Raw genomic sequence first — 13,326 nt, forward strand, 5'->3', positions numbered from 1 at the left:
GAGAAGCGTATGCAGTTGTCTTTACGTTTGGCTGCCATCAGTAAAATGGTGCATGGCGGCAACCGGCTGGTAGATGTGGGATGTGATCATGGATATCTGCCGGTGTACCTGGTTTTGAATAAAAAGATCCCTTCTGCGATCGCCATGGACGTGAGAAAAGGCCCGTTGCTTCGGGCAAAGGAGCATGTGCAGCAGTACGGGGTTTCAGATTACATAGAACTTCGTCTTTCTGATGGCTTGTCTGCACTAAAGGCCGGAGAGGGAGATACCTTGGTGATCGCAGGGATGGGAGGTCCTTTGATGGAACGGATCCTGACAGAGGGAAAACAGGTGCTTGATTCTTTCCAGGAGCTGATCCTGCAGCCTCAGTCGGATGTGTGTCATTTCCGGCATTTTATCCGGGAACAGGGCTGGGAGATCCGGGAAGAGGAGCTGATCCTTGAGGATGGCAAATTTTATCCTATGATGCGTGTGACCAGGAGCATAGAAGGATGTGTTCCTTGGACAAGGGAAGAAGAGGCCTTTGGTAAATTTCTTTTAGAAGCCAGGCATCCGGTGCTTAAGTTATATTTGCAAAGAGAGCTTGGGATCCGTAAGAAGATCCTGGAGAAGCTGGTGGATGCAGGAGAAGGCGCCAGGGAGCGAAAAGCAGAGGTAGAGGAGGAAAAGCAGCTTTTAATGGCTGCGCTTACAAGATATGAAAGCAAGTGAACTGACGGACTGGCTGGAGAAGGAGTTTCCTTCTTCGGCAGCAGAGGACTGGGATAATGTAGGACTTTTGGTGGGAGATGACCAGAAAGAAATTTCGCATATTTTTCTTGCGCTGGATCTTACAGACCGCGTGCTGGAGGAAGCTGTTTCCTGCGGTGCAGATATGATCATTACTCATCATCCTATGATCTTTTCAGGCCTGAAAAAGATCAATACCCATGATTTTACAGGCAGAAAGGTGATCCGGCTGATCCAGGAGGATATTCCTTATTATGCTATGCATACAAATTATGATATTCTTGGAATGGCAGATCTAAGTGCAGAATATATTGGTATTTCACAGACCAGCGTTTTGTCTGTGACAGAGGACGGCTTGGATGGAACACAGGGATTTGGAAGAGCAGGCAATCTTCCAAAAGAGATGAGCCTTGGAGAATACGCAGGTTTTATCAAAACATCTTTAAAGCTAAAGGATGTGAGAGTGTACGGAGATCTAAACATGCCTGTAAAGAGGGCTGCTGTTTGCACAGGATCCGGAAAAAGCATGATTTCGGATGCACTGGCAGCAGGAGCAGATGTGTATGTGACTGGAGATATTGATCATCATTCAGGGATTGATGCATTGCAGGCTGGTTTGGCAGTGATCGATGCAGGTCATTATGGTACAGAGTACATTTTCATGGATGCCATGAAAAAAAGAATACAGGAAGTATTTGACGGGCTGAAGGTAACATGTGCAAAGGTTCAGTGTCCCTATACCCTGATGGCAGATTTGTGATACCATCAGCATGCCATAGAAATGGAGGTGCTATACATGGAAACAGTAAAAGTAACCATAAACGAAACCGTAAAGGAATATCCAAAGGGAATTTCCTATATGGATATTGTTAAAGAATACCCGGCAGATGAGAAAGCACCTGTGATCCTTGTAGTTTCAAATGGAAAACTGAAAGAGCTTCACAAAAAAGTAAACAGGGACTGCACCCTGCGCTTTGTCACAACCAGAGAAAATATCGGGAACCATGCATACAGGCGCAGTGCCTGTATGATCTTTCTGAAAGCAGTTTATGATGTGGCCGGCAAAGAAAATATAAAAAAGGCAGTGCTTCATTATTCCATTGGAGCAGGCTATTATTTTACCATTTCCGGCAAGCAGCAGGCGGATCAGCAGTTTCTGGATCAGGTAAAAGCACGGATGCATCAGCTTGTTGATGCAAAGATCCCGATCATGAAAAGAAGCGTTGGGACAGATGAGGCCATTGAATTATTTCACAAACATGGCATGTATGATAAAGAGAAATTGTTCCGATATCGTCGTGTATCCAAGGTGAATATCTACAGTATTGAAAATTTTGAAGATTATTATTACGGTTTTATGGCATGCAATACTGGATATATACAGTATTTTGACCTGGTTTTATATAAGGATGGCATCGTTCTTATGCTTCCGGAAGCACAGGCTCCAGATCAGATCCCAGAGTTTGTACCTAAAGATAAGCTTTTTCAGGTGCAGAAGATTTCCGAGGAATGGGGAGACCGGCTGGATATTTCCACTGTTGGGGAACTGAATGACCAGATTGTTGTTAAAGGTCTGCGTCAGATCCTTTTGATCCAGGAGGCGCTGCAGGAGTCTAAGATTTCTGAGATCGCCAGGCAGATCGTCACTGCCGGAGATAAGAAGTTTGTAATGATCGCCGGACCTTCTTCTTCCGGCAAGACCACCTTTTCCCACAGGCTTTCCATACAGCTTTCTGCACATGGGCTGAATCCTCATCCCATTGCTGTAGATAATTATTTTGTAAACAGAGAGGATACTCCTGTAGATGAATACGGGGAAAAGAATTATGAATGTCTGGAAGCCCTTGATGTAGAGCAGTTTAACAAAGATATGCTTGCATTGCTTGCGGGAAAACGGGTAGAAATGCCTGTATTCAATTTCAAAACAGGGCAGAGAGAGTATAAAGGGGACTATCTGCAGCTGGGGAAAGGGGATATTCTGGTGATTGAGGGGATTCATGGATTAAATGACAGGTTAAGCTATGCACTTCCATCAGAAAGCAAGTTTAAGATCTATATCAGTGCACTGACTCAGTTGAATGTGGATGAGCACAATCGGATCGCCACCACTGACGGACGTCTGATCCGAAGGATCGTTCGGGATGCAAGAACCCGAGGTACTTCTGCAAAGGAGACCATTGCCAGATGGCCCTCTGTGCGAAGAGGAGAGGAGCAGAATATTTTTCCGTTCCAGGAAGGGGCGGATGTTATGTTTAACTCTGCTCTGATCTATGAACTGGCATGTCTGAAAGTTTATGCAGAGCCTCTTCTATTTGGCATTAAGAAAGGGGAGCCGGAGTACTTGGAAGCCAACCGTTTGTTGAAGTTCCTGGACTATTTTGTGGCAGTGCCCAGTGAAGAAATCCCCAACAATTCCATACTCAGGGAGTTTATTGGCGGCAGCTGTTTTAATGTGTAAGTGATTTTGGGCTTTACACATAGAAAAAACCATGCTAGAATAGCATTTGCGTAAGCAGACCAGGTAATCGCGGCTGGACAGACGAAAGGGTTCAGACGAGGAAAGTCCGGGCTTCACAGGGCAGGATGCCGGATAACGTCCGGTGGAGGCAACTCCCAGACCAGTGCAACAGAAATAAACCGCCGGTTTTCCGGTAAGGGTGGAAAGGCAGTGTAAGAGACTACCGCCGGCCTGGTAACAGGACGGGCACATGTAAACTCCATTTGAAGCAAGGCCGAGAAGAAAGCGATACGGCTGCCCGTCGTGCTTTCAGGTGGGCCGCTTGAGCCATTCGGTAACGGATGGCCTAGATAGATGATTACCCAAGACATAACCCGGCTTATAGGTTTACTTACGCAGTAAAATAACAAATTATTTTTTATAAATAGCAGCAGCCCCGGATCCATGGACCCGAGGCTGTAGTTTTGTTTTATGGAAATCATCTTATTTATTTCTGTGTCCGGAATATTTCTCTTCACAGTATTTGCAGCGGTAGACCTCTTTTTCTTCATCAGCCAGTACAAATACCTGGTCAAGCCCCTGCTCGATAGAAGTAATGCAGCGGGGATTCTTACAGCGGATCACATTTACTACCTGCTTTGGAAGACGAAGCTCTTTTTTCTGAACAATCTTCTCATCTTTAATGATATTAACTGTAATATTGTGGTCAATAAAACCAAGAATATCAAGGTCAAGCTTCTCGATAGGGCATTCAACCTTGATGATGTCCTTTTTGCCCATTTTGTTACTGCGGGCATTCTTGATAATCGCTACTGTACAGTCAAGCTTGTCAAGCTTCAGGTCATGGTAGATGGTCATTGCCTTTCCTGCTTTGATATGGTCTAATACGTAACCTTCACGAAGTGCACCTACATTTAACATGGTAATTCTACCTCCAGTAATGTGAGAATCAGAGCCATGCGGACATAAACGCCGTACTGGACCTGTTTGAAATAAGCTGCTCTTGGATCGGAGTCAACCTCCACTGCGATCTCATTTACTCGTGGAAGAGGATGAAGTATGTACATATCTTCTTTGGCAAGCTCCAGCTTTGCCTTGTCCAGAATATAGAAGTCTTTCATGCGTACATAATCTTCTTCGTTGAAGAAACGCTCCTTCTGCACACGGGTCATGTACAGGATATCCAGTGCAGGAATAGCTTCCTCCAGACGTTCTACCTCCTGGAACTCAATGTTATTTCGCTTCAGAACATCTTCGCGGATATAGCTGGGGATCCGCAGCTCTTCTGGGGAGATCAGGATAAATCTGACATTTTTGTAACGTACCAGTGCTTCAATAAGAGAGTGTACAGTACGTCCGAATTTCAGATCCCCACACAGACCGATGGTAAGGTTGTCAAGACGTCCATGAAGGGAACGAATGGTAAGCAGGTCAGTTAATGTCTGAGTGGGATGCTGATGACCGCCATCACCGGCGTTGATCACAGGAATGTTAGATGCAAGAGAAGCAACAAGAGGAGCTCCCTCTTTAGGATGGCGCATCGCACAAATATCTGCATAACAGGAAACAACCCTGATAGTATCAGCAACACTTTCTCCCTTGGATGCGGAACTGGAATCAGCAGATGAGAAACCAAGGACCTTGCCGCCAAGATTCATCATGGCTGCTTCAAAGCTTAATCGTGTACGTGTGCTTGGCTCATAAAAAAGAGTGGCAAGACGCTTGTCATCACACAGATGTGCATATTTCTTAGGATCCTTCTCAATATCGCTGGCCAGATCCAGAATTTTTTCAAGTTCTTCGGTGGACAGATCCAGCGGACTCATTAAATGTCTCATTTCATACCTCCATGTATGATCGTGATTTGTAACAGGTTTTTTTCTAAAATCCTTTCGGTCTATAATATAATACTTAGATGATTTTTTCAAGATGGTTTTGTAAGTATTTTTTCAAAGAGAAGACCTGTGATAAACCATAATGGGGCATAATCCAGACGGATCAGTCCTTTGTACTGAAGAGGAGCATCATTGTAATTCCAGGGGCACATATGAAAATGCTTCAGAATGCTGCCGCTGGTAAACTCTGTGAAGAAAATCCCTGCTGTATATACAAGACCTCTGCAGGCTGTTGGGATGCGGGAGATCCTTTGATAGACAATTGGGATTACAGAGGCACAGCCATAAATAGGAAACATCAGCAGGGAGGTTTTTCCTATCATAGTGGTTTCACCTTGTAAAAATGCATGAAGGCCTGTCCAGAAAATTTCCAGGCACCAGCCTGTAAGCCCGCAAAGAATAAAATTTTTTTTCATATGATCTGACACCTATTTTACAATTATTTTACATGAAACTAGTATTGCCTGCCTTGAAAAATTAATACGTGTAGGATATAATAATATGAAAATCTGGCCCGTCCAATATCCATGCACCTGCTTATACAGGCGTGGCTGCTGTCCGGGACTTTTATAATACATTAGAGGAGCAGTAGAGATGGACTATGGTGAAAGCCGTGCATATATTAAGGATGCAGAGAGATATGGAAGTGTTCTCGGCCTTGATAATATGTATGAGATGATGAAACGTCTTGGTAATCCCCAGGACAGCCTGAAGGTTATCCATGTGGCTGGTACCAACGGCAAAGGATCTGTTATTGCATATCTGTATTCTGTCCTTGGAAAGGCAGGATATCGTGTAGGACGCTATGTTTCCCCAACCCTTTATTCTTATCGTGAGCGTCTTGAGATCTGTGGGGAGAGAATTACCTGTGAAGAATTTGCGGAGTGTGTGACTGAGATTTCGGAAGTGATCCGGGAAATGACCAGGGAAGGCCTGCCTCATCCAACCCCTTTTGAAATTGAAACCGCTGCCGCTTTTTTATATTTTAAAAAAGAAAACTGTGATATTGTACTGCTAGAAGTAGGAATGGGCGGCGATCTGGATGCGACCAACATCATTAAACGGCCGGTACTGTCCATAATTGTTTCCATCAGCATGGATCATATGGGATTTCTTGGCAGCACCCTGAGGGAAATCGCAGAGAAAAAAGCAGGGATCATCAAAAAAGGATGCCCTATGATCACCGTGAAACAAAAACCGGAGGCAGAGGCAGCACTTAAGGAAAGATGTAAAAAGATGGAGATTCCTTTTGTGTATGCAGACAGCAGTGAGGCGCAGATCACGGAAGAAGGGATCTGGGGACAAAGCTTCTGGCTGAAGGGAGAGGAATACAGGATTTCCCTGGCAGGAGTTTATCAGAAAGAAAACAGTGTGCTTGCATTAAAAGCTTTGGAACTTTTGGAAGAGCTTGGTTATCCTACCAGTCTGAAGGAGAGAAAGGAAGGACTTCTGGCAGCTAGCTGGAAAGGCCGTTTTACAGTGATCCACAAGGATCCGCTGATGATCGTGGACGGGGCACATAATCCGGGAGCCGCTGATATGATGGCAGAGACCATTCGGCATTACTTTATGAGGAAAAATGAAGGACAGAAGCTGATCTACATTATGGGCATGTTCAGAGATAAGGACTGCAGGAGTGTACTTTCCAAAACACTTCCATTTGCACAGCAAGTGTTTACCATTCAGACTCCGGACAATGAGAGGGCACTTCCCTCCGGTGAACTGGCGGATATGGCCAGGGAATTTCATCCGGATGTAACAGCCTGTGATCATATTAGTGATGCAGTAGCACAGGCTTTTCAGGCAGCAGGACCAAAGGATGTGATCCTTGCATTTGGATCGTTGTCCTTTATCGGAGTTCTTACAGAGGCTGTAAAGCAATATAAGACAACGGAAAGAGGAAATTGATAGAAAATATGACTGATTTACAACAATATCGTCATGAAATTGACAGGATAGACAATGAGATTGTACGCCTTTTTGAAGAAAGGATGGAAGTCTGCGAAAAGGTGGCTAGATATAAGATACAGACAGGCAAACAGGTACTTGATCCGGAACGGGAGAAGATAAAGATAGATGGAGTAAAGGCAAAGGCACATACTTCCTTTAATGCAATGGGTACAGGAGAGCTGTTTAAGCTGATCATGGCCATCAGCAGGAAGAGACAGTATCAGCTGCTTACCCAGAATGGCATTGGAGGCAGCAACGGTTTTGAACAGATCCAGGAGCTTCCAAGAGAAGGAGTAACTGTAGTGTTTCAGGGTGTGGAGGGAGCCTATAGTTACGGGGCAATGCGTGCTTACTTTAAAGAAAATATAAAGAGCTACCATGTGAAAACCTTTAAGGATGCAATGGAAGAGGTGTCAGAGGGCAGAGCAGATTATGCAGTCCTTCCTATCGAGAATTCCACAGCAGGGATTGTGGCAGATATTTATGATCTTCTGATGGAATACCAGCTTTATATAGCAGGAGAGCAGATCATCCGGGTGGAGCATGTGCTTCTGGGACTGTCCAATGCACAGCTTGAAGATATACAGACGGTATATTCACACCCACAGGGACTTGCCCAGTGTAAGGCATTTTTAGATGAGCATCCTTGCTGGAAACAGGTGAAGGCTGGAAATACAGCGGCTTCAGCAAAGAAAGTCAGCGAAGAACAGTTGGTTTCCCAGGCTGCTATTGCCAGCCGTGAAGCGGGAGAGCTATTTGGACTGAAGGTGCTTGCCAAGAATGTGTGTAAGAATGATGGGAATGCCACCAGATTTATTATTCTTGGAAGAAAGCCGGTGTATGTAAAGAACGCTTCCAGGATCAGCATCTGCTTTGAAGCTGAGCATGAAAGCGGTGCTCTGTACAATATGCTTTCTCATATTATATATAATGGGCTGAATATGACTAAGATCGAATCTAGGCCGATTCCGGACAAGAACTGGCAGTACCGGTTTTTTGTGGATTTTGACGGCAACCTTCAGGACAGCGCAGTGAAAAATGCATTGATGGGGATTCGTTCAGAAGCGAATATGCTGCGTATACTTGGAAATTATTAAAAGAGGGATTTAAAAATGGCAAGAATTGAGGAATGTATCCTTTACAGGGATTTTGAAAATGGTGAGATCTTAAAACAGATTACCTTTTTGATAGATAGATATGAACTGACAGGAGAAAAGGAATTTGAGGAAGAAAAAGATATTTTTTATAAAAGTGTAGGCGGTCTTGTGGAAATGGCCGGTATGTATGGCTTTTCCGGAAATCTCTGGCACAATTACCTTACTTTTCTTCTGGTAAATCATGAAAATGCATTTAGCACAGCCTGTGAGATTAGAGGTGCTGTGGAGGGCAGCATCAATCAGCTGGCACTTCATGATTTCCGGATTTTTAAAGAACTTTATGATTTTGACCTTCAGGTATTTGACCGGGTATTTCATACTACCTGCTGCCAAAGCCTTAAGGATTATGAGAATATTAACGGCAACAGTAAAATGTTTAATCAAAGGATCCGGGATCGAATCTGTGATATGAGCAAGACCCTTGCTGCAGCTGCAACCACAGAAGAGTTTATGAAGGATATGGTGCAGTTTTACAAGGACTTTGGTGTTGGAAAGCTGGGGCTTCATAAGGCCTTCCGTATTGAGCATGTAGATGGGGAAGGGGCAAGGATCGTACCTATTACAAGGATTGCCCATGTGAAGCTTGAAGATCTGGTAGGCTACCAGATCCCTAAGCAGAAGCTGATCGAGAATACAGAAGCCTTTGTAAGAGGAAGAAAAGCCAACAACTGCCTTCTGTTTGGTGATGCAGGAACCGGCAAATCTTCCAGTATCAAAGGAATCCTGAACAAATATTATGATGAGGGGCTTCGGATCATTGAGGTGTACAAGCACCAGTTTCAGGATCTGAATGATGTGATCGCCCAGATCAAGAATAGAAATTATAAATTTATTTTATATATGGATGATCTTTCTTTTGAGGAATTTGAGATTGAATACAAATATCTGAAGGCAGTGATCGAGGGAGGCCTTGAGAAGAAGCCGGATAATATCCTGATCTATGCAACCAGCAACCGCCGTCACCTTGTAAAAGAGAAATCAACGGATAAGCTGGAAATCGCACCGGATGACGATCTTCATTCCTCAGATACCGTACAGGAGAAGCTTTCTCTTGTATACAGGTTTGGGGTACGGATCTATTTCGGGGCTCCGGACAAAAAGGCATTCCAGAATATTGTAAGAGTTCTGGCCGAAAGGAATGGGGTGCATATGCCGGAAGACCAGCTTATGCTGGAGGCCAACAAATGGGAGCTTTCCCATGGAGGACTTACAGGGCGGACTGCGCAGCAGTTTATTGATTATCTGCTTGGCAAACCTGTGGATGAATAAAGCAAAGGCACTTTCAGGGATGATCTCTGACATGGTAAATAAAAGTGAACGGGTCCCCTCAGGGGCAGGAAGGAGCAAAGAATGGCAGTTACTACTTTTGCAGCCATAGATATTGGTTCATATGAAGTAAGCATGAGGATATTTGAACTGTCAAAAAGGATCGGTTTCCGGGAACTGGATGATGTTCGATTTCGGCTGGAACCGGGAAAAACGGTATATTCTACAGGTACCTTAAGCATGGAGATGGTAGATTCCATCTGCGAAGTGCTCATCGATTTCAAACGGATCATGGCAGAGTTCGGCGTGGAAGAATGGAGAGCCTGTGCTACCAGTGCATTCCGTGAATTGAAAAATCCGCTGATCGTGATCGAGCAGATATACCGGCGGACAGGGATACGTATAGAGGTACTTAGTAATGCGGAACAGCATTTCCTTGGATATAAGTCCATTGCTGCCATTGAAACGGGATTTAAAAAGATCATCCAGAAGGGCACTGCGATTCTGGATGTGGGCGGTGGAAGCCTGCAGGTTTCCCTGTTTGATAAGGATGCACTTGTTACTACCCAGAATCTTAAAATCGGAAGTCTGCGTATCCGTGAAAGGCTTCGTGAACTGGAAAAGTCTTGCAATCATTATGACCAGTTGGTGGAGGAATTTATCCGAAATGACCTGGTTGGTTTTGAACGGCTTTATCTGAAAGAACGGGATATCAGAAATGTGATACTTATGGGAGATTTCCTTACAGATACCATTTTCAGGGAAGAACGGCAGGATAATATTATTACAAAAGAAGAATTTATGACCAGGTATGAGCAGATCGTACATAAGTCTGCACAGGTACTGGCTGAGGATATGGATATTGATCAGGAATCTGCGTCCCTGATCGTGCCTACATTAGTAGTCCTTAAGAATTTTATGGATGCATTTCATGCAGAGTCTTTGTGGCTTCCAGGGGTTTCACTGCTGGACGGGATCGCCTATGATTTCGGAGAAAAGAAGAAATTTATTAAAAGCGGCCATAATTTTGAAAATGATATCCTGGTGGCTTCCAGGAATATTGCAAAGCGGTATTCTACCAGCAAAAGCCACATCCAGGGTACGACGGATGTAGCACTTGCTATTTTTGACAGTATCCGTAAGATCCATGGGATGGAAGCAAGGCAGCGGCTGCTTTTGCAGATCGCAGCTCAGCTGCACGATTGCGGAAAGTATATCAGCATGGGAGATGTGGCAGAATGTTCGTATAGGATCATTATGGCTACAGAGATCATTGGACTTTCCACAGAAGAAAGAAAGATTATTGCCAATGCAGTGCGGTATAATACTACGGATTTTGTTTCTTATGAAATGCTAAAGGATGAAGAAACAGGACTGGACAGAAGCCAGTACCTGCTGATCGCAAAGCTGACAGCGATCTTAAGGCTTGCCAATGCTATGGACAGAAGCCATTACCAGAAGGTAAAAGGGATCAAGGCGGTATTAAAAGAAAGAGAGCTGCAGCTGGTAGTGGATTCAGATCAGGATATTTCCCTGGAACTTGGACTGCTTAAGGATAAGGTGCAGTTCTTTGAAGAAGTCTTTGGTGTGCGCCTGGTTCTCAGACGTAAAAGAAAAATGTAGAGGAGAGCATCATGGATAAAAAAAATTTTGAAAAACCGGAATATTATGTGAATCGTGAATTAAGCTGGCTAAAGTTTGATGACCGGGTGCTCAGTGAGGCCAGGGACAAAAACCTTCCTCTGTTTGAAAGACTGAAATTTTTAAGCATCACTTCTTCAAATCTGGATGAGTTTTACATGGTACGTGTGGCTTCCTTGAAGGATCAGGTACATGCAGATTATGAGAAAAAAGATATTGCAGGAATGACTCCAAAGGAACAGTTAAAGGAGATCAGCTCTCAGACCCATGAACTGGTGAATGTTCAGTATAATACTCTGAACCGTTCCCTTCTGCCGGCACTGGAAAAGGCTGGATTTCATCTGATGGCAAGACATGAGGATCTGAATCAGGAACAACAGGAGTATGTGGATCGCTATTTTGAAGATAATGTATATCCTGTGCTTACTCCTATGGCTATGGATTCCTCCAGACCCTTTCCGCTGATTCGGAATAAAACATTAAATATTGGCGCACTGATTTCCAAAAGGGACAAGAAAAAAGGAAAAGAATCCACTGTATTTGCTACTGTGCAGGTTCCATCCGTGCTTCCGAGAGTGATCCAGATCCCATCCGTTAAAGAAAGCGACACAACAGTGATCCTTCTGGAAGAAGTGATCGAGAAAAATATCGGTGAGCTGTTCCTGGGGTATGACGTCGTATGTGCACATCCTTACAGGATCATGCGTAATGCAGACCTGACCATTGATGAGGATGGAGCAGAGGATCTGCTGGTTGAGATCCAGAAACAGCTGAAGAAACGTCAGTGGGGCGAAGTGATTCGCATGGAAGTAGAAGAAAAAACAGATGAAAGACTGCTGGATATCTTGAAAACAGAGTTTGAGATCAAGGATGAGGATATTTTTTATATTAACGGTCCGCTGGATCTTACCATGCTGATGAAAGTTTACGGTGTGGAAGGCTATGAGGAGTACAAGGCGAAAAAGCATGTGCCTGCTCCTGTACCAGCCTTCCAGAACGACAAAGATATTTTCCAGGTGATCCGTGAAGGAGATGTTTTCCTTCATCATCCATACATGAGCTTTGATCCTGTAGTTAATTTTGTACGCCAGGCTGCAAAGGATCCGGATGTACTGGCTATCAAGCAGACTTTGTACCGTGTCAGCGGCAATTCCCCTATTATCGCAGCCCTTGCGCAGGCAGCAGAAAATGGCAAGCAGGTATCTGTACTTGTGGAGCTGAAGGCAAGGTTTGATGAAGAGAATAATATTGTATGGGCAAAAATGCTTGAAAAAGCAGGCTGCCATGTTATTTATGGACTGGTAGGGTTGAAAACCCACAGCAAGATCACACTTGTGGTGCGTAGAGAAGAAACAGGCATTCGCAGATATGTGCATCTGGCTACCGGTAATTATAATGATTCTACTGCAAAGCTTTACACGGACTGTGGTATTTTTACCTGTGATGAACGTTACGGGGAAGATGCAACTGCTGTATTTAATATGCTGTCCGGATATTCAGAACCAAAAAGCTGGAACCGGCTGGTTGTAGCTCCGATCTGGATGAAGGATCGTTTTTTGAAGCTTATCAACAGGGAAGCGGAAATGGCACAGAAGGGGATTCCGGCTTTTATTGTGGCAAAGATGAATTCACTTTGTGACCGCAAGATCATTGCAGCTCTGTATCAGGCTTCTGCTTGCGGAGTACAGATCTACCTTTTGGTAAGAGGAATCTGCTGCCTGAAGGTGGGAGTGCCAGGAGTAAGCGAGAATATCCATGTAAGATCCATTGTAGGAGATTTCCTGGAACACAGTCGTATTTTCTATTTCCATAATGGCGGTAATGAAGAGATTTTTATGGGAAGTGCAGACTGGATGCCGCGTAACCTGGATCGTCGTGTAGAGATCGTATTCCCAGTAGAGGATGAAGAGATTAAAAAAGAAATTAAGCATATCCTGGATGTGGAGTTTAAGGACAATGTAAAGGCGCATATCTTGCAGCCAGACGGAACCTATGAAAAGATGAATCGACGTGGAAAAGCAAAAGTGAATTCTCAGATGATTTTTTGTCAGGAAGCGGAAGATAAGGCTAAAGCTGTGAAAAAGCAGAAAACAGATCATGGACGTGTATTTATTCCGGCAGAACCGGCAGAAGATATTGAATAATGATCTCTCGGAATTCTGATTGATCATGCCAGCGAAACTCTGGCAGTGAACTTTGAAAAGTAGATATTGTTTCTGGAACAAAAAAA

General features: G+C 44.1%; 11 protein-coding genes and 1 other RNA gene. 9 read left to right on the plus strand and 3 right to left on the minus strand.

What is annotated here, in order from left to right; all coding sequences use genetic code 11:
* The first annotated feature begins 9 nt into the window (after positions 1-9).
* The 4 genes from OCV61_RS01005 (at position 10) to rnpB (ending at position 3,585) form a co-directional block, all read left to right on the plus strand.
* The gene (locus OCV61_RS01005) at positions 10-711 is read left to right on the plus strand and encodes a tRNA (adenine(22)-N(1))-methyltransferase (RefSeq protein WP_158420196.1); all 702 of its coding nucleotides are present in this window, start codon (positions 10-12) and stop codon (positions 709-711) included.
* Positions 698-1,489: a Nif3-like dinuclear metal center hexameric protein gene (locus OCV61_RS01010; protein WP_158420197.1), complete on the plus strand. Its 792-nt coding sequence runs from the start codon at positions 698-700 to the stop codon at positions 1,487-1,489. The genes OCV61_RS01005 and OCV61_RS01010 overlap by 14 nt, the downstream gene beginning before the upstream one ends.
* Positions 1,490-1,525: 36 nt before the next feature.
* Positions 1,526-3,187 (plus strand): nucleoside kinase, encoded by a 1,662-nt coding sequence (locus tag OCV61_RS01015; protein ID WP_262582571.1) that lies wholly within the window; start codon positions 1,526-1,528, stop codon positions 3,185-3,187.
* A gap of 51 nt (positions 3,188-3,238) precedes the next feature.
* Positions 3,239-3,585, plus strand: an RNA gene (gene rnpB, locus OCV61_RS01020) — RNase P RNA component class A.
* 85 nt (positions 3,586-3,670) lie between these two features.
* Here rnpB and OCV61_RS01025 read toward each other — a convergent pair.
* The 3 genes from OCV61_RS01025 to OCV61_RS01035 form a co-directional block, all read right to left on the minus strand.
* Positions 3,671-4,108 carry an aspartate carbamoyltransferase regulatory subunit gene (locus OCV61_RS01025; RefSeq protein WP_158420199.1) on the minus strand — a complete coding sequence of 146 codons (438 nt, stop codon included), beginning with the start codon at positions 4,106-4,108 and terminating at the stop codon, positions 3,671-3,673.
* Complete coding sequence (gene pyrB / locus OCV61_RS01030; RefSeq protein ID WP_158420200.1) at positions 4,102-5,025, minus strand: aspartate carbamoyltransferase; 924 nt, start codon at positions 5,023-5,025, stop codon at positions 4,102-4,104. Before pyrB ends, OCV61_RS01025 begins: the two co-directional genes overlap by 7 nt.
* 86 nt (positions 5,026-5,111) lie before the next feature.
* Entirely contained in the window at positions 5,112-5,498 is a 387-nt protein-coding gene (locus OCV61_RS01035) for a putative ABC transporter permease (protein WP_158420201.1), read from the minus strand.
* Between the two features lie 178 nt (positions 5,499-5,676).
* Between OCV61_RS01035 and OCV61_RS01040 the strand changes: the two genes are divergently transcribed.
* The 5 genes from OCV61_RS01040 (at position 5,677) to OCV61_RS01060 (ending at position 13,240) form a co-directional block, all read left to right on the plus strand.
* Complete coding sequence (locus OCV61_RS01040; protein ID WP_158420202.1) at positions 5,677-6,990, plus strand: bifunctional folylpolyglutamate synthase/dihydrofolate synthase; 1,314 nt, start codon at positions 5,677-5,679, stop codon at positions 6,988-6,990.
* 8 nt (positions 6,991-6,998) lie between these two features.
* On the plus strand, positions 6,999-8,129 hold the full coding sequence (pheA, locus tag OCV61_RS01045) for a prephenate dehydratase (protein ID WP_158420203.1): 1,131 nt from the start codon (positions 6,999-7,001) through the stop codon (positions 8,127-8,129).
* 15 nt (positions 8,130-8,144) lie between these two features.
* Positions 8,145-9,458, plus strand: coding sequence for an ATP-binding protein (locus OCV61_RS01050; RefSeq protein WP_158420204.1), 1,314 nt, complete (start codon positions 8,145-8,147; stop codon positions 9,456-9,458).
* 81 nt (positions 9,459-9,539) lie between these two features.
* Positions 9,540-11,078 carry a Ppx/GppA phosphatase family protein gene (locus OCV61_RS01055; RefSeq protein WP_158420205.1) on the plus strand — a complete coding sequence of 513 codons (1,539 nt, stop codon included), beginning with the start codon at positions 9,540-9,542 and terminating at the stop codon, positions 11,076-11,078.
* Between the two features lie 11 nt (positions 11,079-11,089).
* Complete coding sequence (locus OCV61_RS01060) at positions 11,090-13,240, plus strand: RNA degradosome polyphosphate kinase (RefSeq protein WP_158420206.1); 2,151 nt, start codon at positions 11,090-11,092, stop codon at positions 13,238-13,240.
* Positions 13,241-13,326: the final 86 nt, after the last annotated feature.

It is taken from the genome of Blautia ammoniilytica, from assembly GCF_025566965.1.
In the GTDB taxonomy this organism is placed as follows: domain Bacteria; phylum Bacillota; class Clostridia; order Lachnospirales; family Lachnospiraceae; genus Blautia_A; species Blautia_A ammoniilytica.